A 15,963-nucleotide genomic window follows, 5' to 3' on the forward strand; every position below is an offset into this window, starting at 1 on the left:
TTTACCTAATAAATATAGCTTCGCATCATGGGTCCCATTTGAGACGCATTTTGACTAATTTGATAATTTATAAAACTAGAAATCTTATCGAACAAACGACGAGAAAATTATGCACCTCCCAATCTAAACAGACTAGCCGACACACTGCTTAGATGTAAAGCTAAACTACACCTGCATATTTTCAAAGAAATTTATCGAAAGCACAATACCTAACACGTTTTATAGGGTTTAAATTTGAGCTTTTGTAAGACAAACGCAAAGAAATTTTAAATCCAAAAGTCCTTCAAAGTATCTAAAATAAATTGTGGCTCAAGCCACTTTAAAACTCTCATTTTTCCTACTCCCAATTACTTCATATAATCATCCCCGCAGCAAGTGTCTCGTTGGTATTCGGGTCGATTAGGATTACAGACCCGGTTTGACGATTTCGGCGGTAGGCGTCAAAGAAAAGCGGATTGGCTGCACGGATACTTACCCTTCCGATCTCATTTAGGGCCAGTTCCTCCACGCCTTCTTCCCGATGAAGGGTATTGACGTTTACCTTATATAAGATCTCCTTTACCATGGCCTGGCAGTCCTTCGTGGTGTGTTTCAATATTAATTTGGTTCTTCCCCGTAGCGGTCGCTGATTCATCCAGCAGAGCATGACATCCAGATCCTGACCTACATGGGGTACGTTGTTGGGACGAACGATCATGTCTCCCCTACTGATGTCAATCTCATCTTCCAACGTCATTGTCACCGACATAGGCGCAAAAGCCTCCTCAATGGCCTCCCCGTTCAATTCAATGTTTTTGATCCGGGATGTGAATCCGGAAGGCAGTACTTTGACATCATCTCCAGGTTTGAATATGCCCCCCTCTACCCGGCCGGCATATCCCCGGAAATCCTGGTGCTCAAGGGTATGGGGACGGATGACCATCTGAACGGGAAAACGGCAGTCAATATGGTTCAGGTCAGAAGCGATGTGTACATGTTCCAGTAGGTACAACAGGGTCGGGCCCTCATACCATACCATGTTTTTTGACCGGTCAACAACATTGTCGCCGTTCAATGCGGAAATAGGTACAAACTGGATGTCCTTGATATCCATTTTACTGGCGAAAGCCTTGTAGTCCTTGACAATTTGGTCGTAGACCTCTTCGCTGTAATCCACCAAATCCATCTTGTTGATACAAACAATAACATGGGGGATTTTGAGCAGGGAAGCTATAAATGAATGTCGAAATGTCTGCTCCAGCAGTCCCTTACGGGAATCAATTAATATGATGGCAAGATTGGCGGTGGATGCACCAGTAACCATGTTCCGGGTATATTGTATATGCCCTGGGGTATCGGCGATAATAAATTTCCTTTTGGGGGTCGCAAAATAGCGGTATGCTACGTCGATAGTAATGCCCTGTTCCCTTTCGGACTTTAGCCCATCGGTGAGTAGAGAAAGATCCACATAATCAAAGCCTTTCATTTGACTGGATGTTTTGACAGCCTCAATCTGGTCTTCAAAAATCGACTTGGAATCGTATAGAAGACGGCCGATAAGGGTACTTTTCCCATCATCCACAGATCCCGCCGTGGTAAACCTCAACAGTTGGTTGGTTTCTTGTATGTTCATATATGCTTGAGTTTACATTTAAAGTTTCTACTAATCATAAAGGATTGAAATATTCTCCCGCTGCTCTCGCTGATCTTCGCTGATTCCTTTTATGCGCCCATCTGCGGTATCTGCGGGAAAAACAATCTCCCTCTGATCGCGCTGATCTTCGCAGATGCTTTTCTGCGCTTTACAGCTGGAAATCATTTCCCGCAAAGTTTTTTTTAAACATTCTGCGTTTATCTGCGAAATCCGCGGGAAATCATCGTCCGCATTTGTTTATGCTTTCCTTTGTAATCCCTTGCGCTCTTTGCTGTTACTTTTAGAAGTAGCCGCTTTTTTTTCTGTCTTCCATGGCCGTTTCGCCGCGTTTGTCATCGGCCCGGGTGCCGCGCTCTGTGGTGCGGGTTGTTGCGACTTCGGCGATGATTTTGTCCAGATCATCCGCATCAGACTCCACAGCGCCCGTAATGGGCATATCTCCGCAGGTTCGGTACCTAACTGTCATTAGTTGCACCTCTTCATTCGGCTTAAGCTTGATAAATTCAGATTTGGCAAGGATAACTCCGTCACGAACCACGCATTCCCGCTGATGGGAGAAATACAAAGAAGGAAGTGCGATATTCTCCTGCTGTATATATTGCCACACGTCCATTTCTGTCCAGTTGGAAATCGGGAAAATCCGGAAATGTTCCCCATTGTGTTTTTTCCCGTTAAATAGATTCCATAGTTCAGGCCGTTGATTTTTAGGATCCCACTGTCCAAATTCGTCCCGGTGGGAAAAAAACCGCTCTTTAGCTCTGGCTTTTTCCTCATCCCTGCGGGCACCTCCCATGGCAGCGTCAATTTTTAGGTCTTCAAGTGTATCAAGCAAGGTGACGGTTTGCAGTGCGTTGCGGCTCGCATTTACACCTGTCTCCTCACGAACCCTACCCTCATTTATGCTCTCCTGAACCGAGCCTACTACCAACTTTACGCCCAGTTCTCCCACAAGGGAATCCCGAAAAATGATGGTTTCCGGGAAATTGTGTCCGGTATCAATATGAATCAGGGGAAACGGAATACGGGAAGGATAAAATGCTTTTTTTGACAGATGTGCCAACACAATGCTGTCTTTTCCCCCGGAGAACAACAGGGCAGGTTTTTCGAACTGGGAGACGACCTCCCTGATTACAAAAATAGCTTCCGCTTCCAATTCTTTTAAATGTGATAAATAATATTGTCCCATGTTAATGATTAATTTTTTGAGCTAATAATTCAGTTATTTTAGTGATGGAATCTACAAGGGATTCCTCGGCAGTTTTGATAGTAATAAAGGGTTTAAGTGGAGGTTGATAGGGAGAATCAATGCCGGTAAAATTTTTGATCAATCCTTGTCTGGCTTTTTGGTAAAGTCCTTTCACGTCCCTTTCCTCACATACCTTTATGGGACAATCAACGAATATTTCCAGAAAATTTGCTTCCCCCACCAAATCTCGGATCATCTCGCGCTCTTCCCGAAACGGAGAAATAAAGGCAGAAAGGACGACCAACCCGGCATCTAGCATCAACTTACTCACTTCCGCTATCCGGCGGATATTTTCCACCCTATCCCCATCTGTAAATGAAAGGTCCTTATTCAAACCAGTCCGGATATTGTCCCCGTCAAGCAAATAGGTGTGTATACCCTGCACATGAAGGGCATTCTCCACACCATTTGCGAGCGTGGATTTTCCGGAACCTGATAAGCCGGTAAACCAAACCAAAATTGGGCGCTGACCCAATGATTTTATCCGAGCGGCTTGGGTTATTTTGAAAATGGTGGGGTGAATATTTTCATTCATGCGGGTACGAGTCTCTTGAACGATTTCTACTGCCATCTATTATTTTAAGTTATGGCGTAATACCAATTGATAAATCCCAGAACCGTTACGGTGTAAATAATGGTAAGCGGGAGGCCTAATTTAAAATAATCCTTAAATTTATAATTGCCGGGACCCATTACCATTAGGTTGGTCTGATACCCAATGGGTGTCATAAAATCCCCTGAGGCGGCAAAAGCTATGGCCACAAAGAAAGGGGTAAGTGGCTGATCTAGTTGCTGTCCCATTTCCAGGGCAATGGGAAACATGATGGATACTGCCGCTGCGTTGGTAATCAGACTGGTCAAAATCAACGTAATGAAGAATAACAAGCCCAGCGCAAATAGGGTGTCCAATCCATGAGAAACCTGTAATAACCATTCCACCAGAATATTTGCCGCCCCCGAATTTTTTAGTGCTACTCCTATGGCCAGCGAACTCACCAGAATCAAAAGCAAGTCCAAATCCACCGCTTTTCTTAAGGTGGCCAAATTTAAAACTTTAAACAGATATAAAATAATAATCCCCGAAAAAGCAGCCATAAATAGATCTATGGCACCTGTTATACCCAACAACAGCACTGTAATTGCCAACAGGGAAGGTAGTTTTCCCACTTTTGTTTTTGCCTGCTGAATTTCTCCTCCCAAGGTGATGATGATAAGATCCTTAAGGTGACCATTGGGCCGATTCTCCTGTCCGGTTAACATCAGAATCAAATCACCTGCCTGAAACTTCGTTTCTCCAATATTCCCCTTCAACTTTTCGCCGTTGCGATGTATGGACAGTATGGATCCTTGGTACCTCTTCCTAAAATCGCTGTCTTTTACCTTTTCTCCTATAAGAGAGGAAGTTGCCGGAACTACAGCTTCCGTCAACTGGAAAAAGTCGTTTTGGAATACATGGCTTTGCTCCGGCAAACTAAGGCCATTTTCATCTTTGATGAGGGAAAGTATGGCTTTGGTATTGCCAGTAAAAAACAATTTGTCCCCCTCCAATAGAATCTCTTTGGGGGATACGGGAGTGATTTCCTTGTTTCCCCGGGAAATTTCCGCCAGGAAAATTTCTTTCAATTTTCTTAACCCGGCTTCTTTTACCGATAAACCGATCATCTTGGAACCCTTAGGCACAAAAGTCTCCACCACATATTCATTAAGATGCTCAATAATCTCACTCTTATTCTCTTCTCTGTCTGGGAGTAGATAATGCGAAGCTACTGCCAGATAAATCACTCCGATTACAGCCACAAGGGCTCCCAAAAAAATAAAATCTTTAAATCCCAGCAAGGGTAACCCATATTGGCTGATAAGTCCATTTAAGACCAGGTTCGTAGACGTACCTACTACAGTAATCATTCCTCCAAGTATTGTGGCGTAGGACAGTGGAATTAAAAATTTGGAAGCTGGGAATTTGTTTTTAGCGGCCCATTCCTTGACATAAGGAATCATAAAGGCCACAATGGGGGTATTATTTAATATGGCTGAAAGACCGCTTACAAAAACCATCATTCGAAACCGAAACACGCCAGGATTTAATTTCCGGCTGAAAAGTTTGAAAAAAAAGCCCGTGCCGATATTTTTCTGGATGCCGGCTGTCAAACCTATTAAAAGGAAAATCACAATGATTTGCTTGTTGGCCAATCCGGCCAGAAACTCCTCAGGTTTGATCACTTGGAAAATCAGCAAAAGGAACGCTGTTGCCAAAAACGCAAACGCAGTTCGCATAAGGTCATTATAGAGCACTATAACCAACAGACCGACCAGGGCTATGGTGAGTATGGCTGAAAAATACATGTAGTGAAATTAATTACAAATGAGATAGTGTCCGGTCATCAAATCTAAATTTTGCATGCATTAGATGATCTTTTTCGTTTAGACCACAAAGCTAACAGTTTTAGTAGGGTATTCAATAATTGGAGCATGATTTTTTTACTGTAATATTTTTTCAGGAAACAGCAATCCACATAATAGTTTTTGTTTTGGAAAAAAATCTTTTTCTTTGCATGCCAAAAGAAATATAAAGGCATCAAAGGCAGTACGATCCGAGTTGACAGCTAAATTCCCCCTAGGTCTATACAAGTTTACTTATTTGGTTAATTTCTTTATTATTTTTACTACTTCAACCCACACTATACATGAAATACATCGGGTTTATCTCCTTATTCGCACTATTGGTTTCTATTAGTTGTGTCCCCAATGAACGGTTGATCTATCTCCAAAACTTGGAAAATCAACCTCAAATTGCAGAAGATTCATTAATTTTTTATGCGTTGGACGAATACCGACTTCAATATAATGACATCATAGATGTGAAAATCCAGACAAATTCGGAAGAAATGAATGAATTGTTCAATATTAAGCAACAACAAATGCAGGGAAGTCAGCAGCTAATAGGGGGTGGAGACATTTATTATATGACGGGTTATACGGTTGATCGGAACGGGCAAATCGATTTACCTTTAATTGGGAATTTGAAGGTTAGTAATAAAACGTTAGCTGAAACTAAATTAGCAATTATCGAAAAATTAAGTAGATTTATAGTTTCAAATGAATTTTTTGTGCGTGTCAAACTTGGAGGGATACGTTACAGTGCGTTAGGTGACGTAAGAAGGCCTGGGAAATATGTCGTATTACAAGACCGAATGACAATCTTTGAGGCCATCGCCAATGCCGGGGATTTAAGTACCACTGCCAAACGAGATGAAATCCTCCTGATCAGGCAATATCCCGAAGGTACCAAACTGCACCGGGTCAACCTACTGGACAGAAATATTGTCCATACCCCCTTTTATTTTATACAGCCCAATGACCAAATTTATGCGGAACCGATGAAAATAAGAGAAGTGGGAGCCGGAGAAAATGTGGCACAGTCCCTTCAGCTATTTGTAACCTCCATCACAGCGGCTGCATTGATATTGAACTTGGTATTACGATAATAGAAAGTATTAATACATCATGGAAGAATCGGAAGAAGAAATAGATCTTAAGGAAATTTTATTTAAATATCTTCGGTATTGGCCGTTACTTTTTATTTGTGCGGCGAGTGGTTTAACATTTGCCTTTATTTTTAATAAAATTGCAATTCCACTATACCAAATTGAGTCTTCCGTATTAATTAAAGAAGAAGCGGGTATGACATTAGGTGCGGATATATTTGAAGGAACTGGATTGTCCAAACCAAATAATAATCTTCAAAATGAAATTGGCATTCTCAAAAGCAGAAGTCTTGCAGCCGAGACTTTAAATATGTTAAATTATAATGTAACTTATTATCAGGAGGGATTTTTCAACGAATTAGAGATGTTCGGAAATATTCCATTTTTAGTAGAAGTCGATTGGAAGCACCCCCAACTCACGAATGGTAAATTATCCATAATAAAAAAAGATTCAAATACATATAGATTAACTATTGAAGATGATGCATTCTCCCTATTTTCTCCAAGTGATCCAAATTATAAAACTGGAGTAGAATATTTGGAACTTCAAGAAGACGATTACACGTTTGGTGAGTGGCTAGAGGGAATTAATTATCGATTCCGGGTAATGGATATTAACGGAGAGGTAAATAACCCGGTACTTTTTGAAATTAATGATACACCCTCATTGGCAAACCAATATATAGCTGCATTAACTATAACTCCCCTCAGCAAAGACGGTAGTATTTTGATTTTGGGATTGGAGCATAACAATAGGAAAAAAGGTGAGGTTTACCTCAACAAATTGGTTGATGTGTACCTCGAGCGGGAATTGCAAGAAAAAAACCTTACAGCAGCAAACACCGTCAAATTTATTGACGAGCAGCTATCCGGGATATCAGATTCCCTTTCCTTTATTGAAGACCGTCTTGAAACGTACCGGACAGAAAATCAGGTATTTAACCTAAGCCAAGAAGGTAGTCTGATTTTTGAAAGACTAAATGAGTTGGAGCGAGAAAAGTCTACTATCGAATTGTCACTTACCTACTACAGGACTGTGATGACCTACCTGAATGAGGATCAGCTGGAGGATTTAGCAGCACCCTCTTTTATTGGCATTCAAGATCCTCTATTAAATGCCTTAGTTCTAAGTCTTGGAGAGCTTCAAAGTGAACGGGTTGAACTTTCCGCAACTTTTTCCGCTGAAGCCCCCGCCGTTAGAGAAGTTATTTCCAAAATACGAAATACAAAAAGCACTTTGATGGAAAATATAAGAAGTGCTATAGCCAATGCCGAAGTATCATTATCAGAAATAAATCAACGATTATCTACCACGTCCCGAGAGATTAACAAGCTCCCGGCGACTGAACGTAACCTGATGGGGATTCAACGGCAATTCGCCATAAACGAAAACATTTATATATACTTATTAGAAAAAAGAGCAGAAGCAGAAATTACACGGGCGTCAAACTCACCTACCAACGTATTGCTGGATTCAGCAAAGTCAGGTAGCCAACCAATCGCCCCGAAAAAAACTGTTAATTATCTTATTGGTATAATTTTGGGTTTAATTGTGCCTTTAAGTTTTATAACGGTCAGAGACTTTTTTAACGTCAAAATCGGAAACCCCCAGGAAGTGGAGAAAAAACTGCGAATCCCATTAATTGGACTTGTTAATCTAAGCACGTATAAGAATAACTTAGTTATTTTTGATAAACCTAAGTCAATGATTACAGAGTCATTCCGAAATTTAAGGGCAAATATGGGATATCTCGCACCCAACCAGTCCAAGTTAGTATTTGCTTTAACCTCTACGATTTCCGGTGAGGGAAAAACGTTTTGTTCTATAAATTTAGCATCCATTTATGCCATCAGTGATAAAAAAGTGATCTTGGTAGGATTGGACCTTAGAAAACCTCGAATTGCAGATGATTTTGGCTTGGTAAATGACATGGGAGTTAGTACCTATTTAAGCTCCGACAAAGACTGGAGGAGAATGGTGAAAAAAACTAAAGAAAATAATTTGGATATCCTGCTTTCCGGACCTGTTCCCCCCAATCCAGCGGAATTGCTCCTTCAGGATAATTTCCAAAAGCTGATTCAAGAATTAAAAGAAACGTATGATGTCGTAATCCTTGATTGTCCTCCAGTAGGACTTGTATCAGAAACTTACGAAATATTCAAATTTTCGGACCTTAATCTGATGATTGTTCGTCAGGATTATTCAGACAAGCAGTCACTGGAATTCATAAACAGCCTGGCAGAGAAAAAAAGCGTCAAAAAGCTTTACGCTATTCTCAACGGGGTGCAAAAAAGTAAAAACAGTTATGGAAGCTATGGCGGCTATGGTAATTATGGCTATGGCTATGGCAGTTCCGGCTATTACGATGATGAGCTTCCCAGAAAGAGGGATTGGTGGAAAAATCTGATTAAACGGACTAAAAAGAATTGGACTAACAATTAGTAACCCTCATCAACCAGGTAGACCTCCCATTTTATTGAATGGGAGGTCTACTTATTTCTAATGTCAATAGATAAGGCTTTGAGTTTTACGCCCTGCTTTGGTACATTTCCCAAGATAAAGCGCTTGCCGACAACGCTGTTAAGAACATCAATGCATTGTCGGAAAGGTTGGAGTTGAAAATAATGGCGAACTTAAGCGGTTTGGGATGTTGGTACAAATTTGGCCACCGAAGAAAATCAAGTAATCCGTTAATTCCCTATATTTAACAAATCACCACCAAACTTAAAATAGCATGAATTACGTTTATGGGCTAGTCTTCACAATTTGCCTTTTTTCTTGCCAGCCCCAGGCTCCCTCCTACCTGGAATTTATGGCCATCGGTGATATCCCCTACCATCTTCCTGAGGATTTTAGCCGTTTTGAAAACCTAATAGCTGAAATTAACACACAGCAGCCTTCCTTTACCATACACGTGGGTGATATCAAATCCGGAAGCACCGAATGCAGTGATCCCTATTTTATGAAAATCAGGGATTATTTCAACCAGTTTGACAATCCGTTAATTTACACCCCGGGTGACAATGAATGGACAGACTGCTACCGCCCCGCTTGCGGGGAGTATGAGCCGGAAGAAAGGCTGGACAAATTGAGGGAGCTTTTCTTTTCACAGCCCCAAAGCCTTGGTAAAAACCCCTTACCGCTCACTACCCAGAACAATGTTGAGGGATGGGAAAAATTCGTGGAAAATGCCCAGTGGGAAATGCATAACATTTCCTTCGGCACCCTTCATGTAGTGGGGTCTAATAACAATTTAAAACTGGACAGTCTTGCACTTAACGATGAATTTTATGAAAGAGAAATGGCCAGCCTCTTTTGGCTCAACAGGCTCTTTGATAATGCTACCGAAAAGGAGCATCAGGGTGTGGTGATTATGTTGCATGCCGGGCTAAATTACCGCAGCCAGGAGGACAGCAACGGTCACCTGAGTTTTGTCAACCTACTTCGGGAAAGGGTGATGGCATTCGAAAACCCCGTATTACTCCTCTATGGGGATTTCCATAAATTTGTAATAGACAAACCACTACTCGATGACAATAGAAGAGTACTTACCAACTTCACCGCCGCACAGGTCTTCGGTGACCGGGACATGCATGCGCTCCGCATCCGCATCAACCCGGAAAACCCGAACCTATTTGAAATCAATCAGCATTTCGTCCCGGGAAACTGAGTTTTTAATGGTTAATTGTTAATGGTCAATTTGCGTCTTCTAATTCCTTTATCATCCGGACATCCGAGGCAAGGCAGAACATGGCAGGATTGGGTTTTGGCGGGAAAGGAATAGCCTATCCAACCATCACCGCTGCCAAAACTGCCCCGCCCCCTTCCCTCCCTCCCGCAAACTATGTGGTCTGCGGGATTTCAACTCTACAGGAGGTTGATAGATTACGTTAATTATTGAGAATTTTCCATAATGCATACGTCTGTGGAGGCAATTTTCCTAGTAAAACGGGAGTAAAAGTCCCCCCTAAAGGGAGGATTTCGGGGGGCAAACCCGGAGCCGAAATGTCAATTTTATCCCTCAACAATTGCACTTTCCGGGTTCTCAACTACATTCCGATTTCCAATATATTTCAACTTTATTTCGGCCATAGGCCATACCCTGAACCGCTACGCTCCACAGGGTCTAAGCTTCGCTCCGATTTCCACTATATTTCAACCTTTTTAATTTCAATAAATATCCAGTATCTAATAATATCAACTTTAATATTTCGGCCGTAGGCCATATTTCTATTATATTTCCACCATATTTCAACCGAACCATCCAGAAAAATGCGTTTAATTCAATTCAAAACAACCGAAAACAACCAGAATGTAGGCCTCGTCGATGATTCATCTATTATTGTTCTGGAGGGGGTTTCCAGTACCTATCAGTTGGTGCAGCAGACCTTTCAAACCGGTATATCGCTGCCTGACCTGATCGATCAATTTGCCGTCGGACCCCGCTTGGATTACCCTACATTGATTCGTGAAAACCGCATCCTGTTGCCCTTGGACCATCCGGATCCCTATCATGCATGGATAACGGGCACAGGGTTAACCCACTTGGGCAGTGCTTCTTCCAGAGATGCCATGCACCAAAAACTGAAGCAGAGCGACCCGGATGAGGTGACGGACTCCATGCGTATGTTTCGGATGGGGCTGGAAAACGGAAAAATGGTGAACAACACTCCCGGAATACAGCCGGAATGGTTTTATAAAGGTAACGGACTGATGGCTGTTCCTTCCGGTCAACCCCTGCCTTCTCCATCCTTCGCAATGGACGGAAGCGAAGAACCGGAAGTAGTTGGACTCTACGTCAACGGACCGGACGGCACCCCTTTTAGAGTAGGATTCGCATTGGGCAATGAGTTTTCCGACCATACCATGGAAAAAATAAATTACCTGTATTTGGCCCATTCCAAATTGAGGCACTGCTCCTATGGCCCGGAATTACTTATAGGAGATCTTCCCAACCACCTTACAGGTACTTCCAAAATTGCCCGAGGCAATGAGGTGGTTTGGGAGAAAAAATTTCTAACCGGGGAAGCCAATATGAGCCACAACCTCGCCAACCTGGAGCACCATCACTTTAAATATGACTTATTCAGACAACCGGGAGACGTTCACGTCCATTACTTTGGCACCTCAGTGCTAAGTTTCGCTGACGGGATCGAGGTGCGGCACGGGGATAAATTTGAAATAAACATTCCCGAATTTGGACAACCACTGACAAACACTTTACACCAGATTTAACTTCAAAGAGTTAATGAAAAACGGTGAAATAAATATGGAAATCCGAAGAATTTCCCCTAGCAAATGAAGATAAACCTTCCAGTTTACACCCATTTAATTCGAACACCTTGCTAACTATCAACAAAACCTGGAAGGTTTGCGTATTTAAGGAAATATTCCATAAAAGTCAATTCAGTCGCTTGCAAACAGGCACTTTAATCCTATTTTTGCCCTTTGTTTCATTATGCAGTCAGACAAACTCGTCATCATACCAACTTACAATGAGGTAGAAAATATCTCGGAAATGATTCATGCCATCATGGCACTGGAGGAGTTATTTGATCTTTTAGTGATTGATGATCAATCACCTGACGGGACCGCTGAAATGGTTAAGGTTGCAAAATCCGATTTCCCGGGAAGAATACATCTCTTGCAGCGTGAGGGAAAGCAAGGTTTGGGAACGGCGTATATTGATGGATTCCAATATGCGTTGGCTAGAAATTATGCCTTCATATTTGAAATGGATGCCGACTTTTCCCATAACCCCGCGGATCTTCCGAAACTTTATCGGGCGTGTGCGGAAGATGGGTTTGATATGGCCATAGGTTCCCGGTACATTACCGGAGTGAATGTAGTCAACTGGCCCATGGGCAGGGTGCTTATGTCATTTTTCGCCAGTAAGTATGTGCAGCTCGTCACCGGAATCCCCATCAAGGACACGACGGCGGGATTTGTATGTTACAGGGAGCGGGTATTACGGGCATTCCCTTTGGAGAAGGTCAAGTTTATTGGGTATGCATTTCAGATCGAGATGAAATTCACTACTTGGAAAATGGGTTTTAAAATTGTTGAGATTCCCATAATATTTACCGACCGGACCAAAGGCACCTCGAAAATGTCCAAACACATTTTTAGGGAGGCTATATTTGGGGTGATTTATATGAAAGTGAAAAGTTGGTTCAAAAAATATCCGTCTAGTCAAACCGGATAGATTTGATGGGGTTTACGTTGCTGATGATCATGGAAGGTATAAACAAAACGGCTGTGCTGATGATCAGAATAAGCACATTCAAGCCCATAAATACGGGCCAATTCCAGAATATGGGAACAAAGTCCATGTAGTAATTTTCCGGATCAAGGTGGATAATTTTCGTTTTCTCCTGAATCCACCCAAACGAAAACCCAACGAGATTACCTATAAGCATTCCCCTACCTATTATTCGAAGGCCATTCCAAATAAAAATCCGTCTAATTTGGGAATTTTGGGCACCGAGAGCTTTTAAAATGCCTATCATCTGAGTCCTTTCCATAATCAGGATAAACAAAATAGAAACCATATTAAAAGAAGCAACAAATAATATCAATCCCAAAAACACATACACATTGTTGTTCAGCAACTCCAACCAGTCAAAGATCTGCAGGTATTTATCCGTGGCCTTTACCAATTTTAGATCGTAATCTATCAAATCATACAAATCCATTGCATGGGCATCAATTTGTCGTGGATCCTTCAGAAACACTTCAAATCCCCCTACTTCATTTTCCTCCCAGTCATTCAGCACCCGAATTGTCTGAATATCTCCAAGTATAACCTTATTGTCAAAATCCTCCAAGAACGTTTCATAAAGGCCAACGATCTCAAATCTTCGGAATCGGGGAGGTTCCTGGACAAAATACATGGTGATCAGATCCCCTACATCAAGAAGCAACTTGTTGGCAATTTTTGTGCTTAGAATTATCTCGTTTGAGGCGGCTCCTGTTTCCGGAAACTGAATAAATCTCCCTTTGACCATCGATGATCTGAAGGAGAGGGTGTCAAAATCTGGACCTATGCCTTTCATGATAACCCCTTCGACTTCCTCGTCACCCTTTAGTAGCCCAGGTTTATTGGCATATGCCTGCACATGCCGGATATAGTCGGATTCGGGATATTGGGTATAAAAAAAACTATCCTTACTTGTGGGTGACTCCTCCAGCGATTTAGTCAAAACAAATCGGTGAATCTGATAATGCCCTGTAAATGAAAATACTTTGTCAGCTATCACCGACTGGAAACCTCCCAATACCATGAAAGAGATAATCAGAATTGCCAGTCCAATCGCAATGCTCGCCACTGCTATCCGATGGATGGTCCCGGTAAATCCCCCGGTACGCTTAAAACTAATTCTTTTAGCAATGAAGTAGGAAAGGTTCAATGAAGTCGCTTATTTTGTTTGTAAGAAACGCAAATTACTATGAAGCACCTAAAATTAATACTTCTTACTGCTTTTTTGTTTACCAATTTCACATTTTGTGGTAAGGGGAATAATAATTCAGTCATACATGATGACCAGGAAGCTACAGCTCCCGCGGCGATCTTACCCGGAGCTGACCGCCCCGACATCTACCTCCCAATGCTGGAAGGGAAGCGGGTCGCTTTGGCAGTCAACCAAACAAGCGTACTAACACAGCGGGACAATCTACACCTTGTTGATTTTCTTTTACAATCAGGTATAGATGTCAAAAAAGTATTTGTTCCGGAACACGGGTTCAGAGGAGATGCCGATGCTGGAGAACTAGTAAAAAATCAGATCGATGCCAAAACTGGGCTGCCCTTGGTCTCTTTATACGGCGCTTCCAAAAAACCTTCGAAGGAAGCTTTTTCCGATGTGGATGTGATCATATTTGACATTCAGGATGTGGGTATTCGTTTTTATACATTTATAAGCACACTGCATTATTTGATGGAGGCTTGTGCCGAACAAAACAAGCCGCTTATGATCTTAGATCGCCCCAATCCCAACGGCGATTATGTGGACGGCCCCATTCTTAAAGAGGGATATACCAGCTTTGTAGGCATGCACCCTATTCCGGTCGTTCATGGCTTGACGGTGGGCGAACTCGCCCAGATGATAAATGGAGAGGGCTGGTTGGAAAATAAGGTTAAAGCACCCATCGAAGTAATTCCCATGGATAATTGGACGCATGAAACCCCTTACTCGCTTCCCATAAAACCCTCTCCAAATTTACCCAATGATGTCTCCATCCGCCTGTATCCCTCCCTGTGTTACTTTGAAGGTACAGATGTGAGTTTAGGCAGGGGCACGCATTTTCCTTTTCAGGTCTACGGCTATCCTGACCCCAAATTCGGAGAGTTTAGCTTTACACCAGTCAGCATTGAGGGCATGTCCAAAAACCCTCCTCAACAAGACAAAAAATGTTATGGAAAGGATTTGCGAAACGAACCACTTACCCACCGGTTTACACTGAGCTATCTGTTGGAGGCCTATCAGCTATCTGGAAAAAAAGAGAAATTTTTCAACAACTTCTTTGACAAACTCGCAGGAAGTGACCAACTTCGAAAAGATATGTTGGCTGGCAAGAACGAAGCAGAAATCCGCGCTACCTGGCAGGCCGATTTGGATACCTATAAAACTTTGCGGGAAAGCTACCTGTTATACCCTTGAAAATGAAAAAAGACCTCCGCATCATATATATGGGTACCCCTGAGTTTGCCGTGCCTGCCCTGGAGCTTTTGGTAACCCAGGGATGGAATGTCGTGGCCGTAATCACTGCCCCTGACAAACCGCAGGGTAGAGGAAAAAAACTGGGAAGCTCTCCAGTCAAACTTAGCGCAGAAAAGCTGGGCATCCCAGTGTTACAACCCACCAACCTGAAGTCTCCTGAGTTTTTGGGAATTCTCAGAAGCTACCATGCGGACGTACAGGTGGTAGTCGCTTTCCGGATGCTTCCCGAAGTGGTTTGGAATATGCCTCCAAAAGGAACTTTCAATTTACATGCTTCCCTACTCCCCGATTACCGAGGTGCGGCTCCAATCAATTGGGCATTGATCAATGGGGAAAAAGAAACGGGGGTGACCACCTTCTTTCTAAAACACGAAATTGACACGGGAAGCATTATCTTTCAGGAAAAAGAACCGATACACCCTGAGGATAATGTAGGGACTTTGTATGAGCGATTGATGGAAAAAGGATCCCGATTGGTTCTGAAGACTATTGAGGCTCTCGCAGCGGATTCTATCGTACCACAACTTCAGGATGAATCCAAATCCATCCACCATGCTCCAAAAATCTTCAAAGAGACCTGTCAAATAGACTGGAATAAGTCCGCTAATGAAATTCACAACCTGGTACGGGGACTGTCGCCCTATCCGGCTGCCTGGACGACCCTTGACGGGAAAATCTGCAAAATATACACCACTGCCATTTTGGACGAATCGTCAAATGAAAAGGTGGGGTCTTTACTAACAGACAACAAGTCTTTCATCCACTTCCAAACGGGCACAGCCTTACTCTCTGTATTGACCCTGCAACTAGAAGGGAAGAAACGCATGGAAGTTGCCGAATTTCTTCGGGGCAACTCCCTAAAGTGATTGGTTGCGTTA

General features: G+C 42.5%; 13 protein-coding genes. 7 read left to right on the forward strand and 6 right to left on the reverse strand.

Annotated elements, in window-relative coordinates; genetic code table 11:
- Nucleotides 1-352: 352 nt before the first annotated feature.
- The 5 genes from cysN to FQ608_RS04965 all read right to left on the reverse strand — a co-directional run bounded on the left by cysN (nt 353) and on the right by FQ608_RS04965 (nt 5,222).
- A complete protein-coding gene (gene cysN / locus FQ608_RS04945) occupies nt 353-1,612 on the reverse strand; it encodes a sulfate adenylyltransferase subunit CysN (protein ID WP_158856677.1) in 1,260 nt (419 codons plus the stop codon).
- A gap of 30 nt (nt 1,613-1,642) precedes the next feature.
- Nucleotides 1,643-1,798, reverse strand: coding sequence for a hypothetical protein (locus tag FQ608_RS04950; RefSeq protein ID WP_158856678.1), 156 nt, complete (start codon nt 1,796-1,798; stop codon nt 1,643-1,645).
- A gap of 115 nt (nt 1,799-1,913) precedes the next feature.
- Entirely contained in the window at nt 1,914-2,819 is a 906-nt protein-coding gene (cysD, locus tag FQ608_RS04955; RefSeq protein WP_158856679.1) for a sulfate adenylyltransferase subunit CysD, read from the reverse strand.
- Nucleotide 2,820: 1 nt separating this feature from the next.
- On the reverse strand, nt 2,821-3,450 hold the full coding sequence (gene cysC / locus FQ608_RS04960) for an adenylyl-sulfate kinase (RefSeq protein ID WP_262885470.1): 630 nt from the start codon (nt 3,448-3,450) through the stop codon (nt 2,821-2,823).
- 8 nt (nt 3,451-3,458) lie between these two features.
- Complete coding sequence (locus FQ608_RS04965) at nt 3,459-5,222, reverse strand: SLC13 family permease (RefSeq protein ID WP_158856680.1); 1,764 nt, start codon at nt 5,220-5,222, stop codon at nt 3,459-3,461.
- Between the two features lie 341 nt (nt 5,223-5,563).
- On the opposite strand from FQ608_RS04965, the gene FQ608_RS04970 reads away from it, so the two are divergent.
- From FQ608_RS04970 to FQ608_RS04990, 5 genes are all read left to right on the forward strand, one after another.
- The gene (locus FQ608_RS04970) at nt 5,564-6,364 is read left to right on the forward strand and encodes a polysaccharide biosynthesis/export family protein (protein ID WP_158856681.1); all 801 of its coding nucleotides are present in this window, start codon (nt 5,564-5,566) and stop codon (nt 6,362-6,364) included.
- 19 nt (nt 6,365-6,383) lie between these two features.
- The gene (locus FQ608_RS04975) at nt 6,384-8,807 is read left to right on the forward strand and encodes a GumC family protein (protein WP_158856682.1); all 2,424 of its coding nucleotides are present in this window, start codon (nt 6,384-6,386) and stop codon (nt 8,805-8,807) included.
- A 292-nt stretch (nt 8,808-9,099) separates the two neighbouring features.
- Complete coding sequence (locus FQ608_RS04980) at nt 9,100-10,035, forward strand: metallophosphoesterase (RefSeq protein ID WP_199856308.1); 936 nt, start codon at nt 9,100-9,102, stop codon at nt 10,033-10,035.
- A 602-nt stretch (nt 10,036-10,637) separates the two neighbouring features.
- A complete protein-coding gene (araD1, locus tag FQ608_RS04985; protein ID WP_158856683.1) occupies nt 10,638-11,600 on the forward strand; it encodes an AraD1 family protein in 963 nt (320 codons plus the stop codon).
- Between the two features lie 223 nt (nt 11,601-11,823).
- Nucleotides 11,824-12,570 (forward strand): polyprenol monophosphomannose synthase, encoded by a 747-nt coding sequence (locus FQ608_RS04990; protein ID WP_158856684.1) that lies wholly within the window; start codon nt 11,824-11,826, stop codon nt 12,568-12,570.
- Here FQ608_RS04990 and FQ608_RS04995 read toward each other — a convergent pair.
- Nucleotides 12,554-13,774 (reverse strand): ABC transporter permease, encoded by a 1,221-nt coding sequence (locus FQ608_RS04995; RefSeq protein ID WP_158856685.1) that lies wholly within the window; start codon nt 13,772-13,774, stop codon nt 12,554-12,556. The genes FQ608_RS04990 and FQ608_RS04995 overlap by 17 nt on opposite strands.
- A gap of 39 nt (nt 13,775-13,813) precedes the next feature.
- On the opposite strand from FQ608_RS04995, the gene FQ608_RS05000 reads away from it, so the two are divergent.
- Both FQ608_RS05000 and fmt read left to right on the forward strand, forming a co-directional pair.
- Nucleotides 13,814-15,025, forward strand: a complete 1,212-nt coding sequence (locus FQ608_RS05000; protein ID WP_158856686.1) for an exo-beta-N-acetylmuramidase NamZ family protein — start codon at nt 13,814-13,816, stop codon at nt 15,023-15,025.
- A 2-nt stretch (nt 15,026-15,027) separates the two neighbouring features.
- Nucleotides 15,028-15,951 carry a methionyl-tRNA formyltransferase gene (gene fmt, locus FQ608_RS05005; protein ID WP_158856687.1) on the forward strand — a complete coding sequence of 308 codons (924 nt, stop codon included), beginning with the start codon at nt 15,028-15,030 and terminating at the stop codon, nt 15,949-15,951.
- Nucleotides 15,952-15,963 lie beyond the last annotated feature (12 nt).

Origin of the sequence: Lunatibacter salilacus (assembly GCF_009797935.1) — a bacterium.
GTDB lineage: Bacteria > Bacteroidota > Bacteroidia > Cytophagales > Cyclobacteriaceae > Lunatibacter > Lunatibacter salilacus.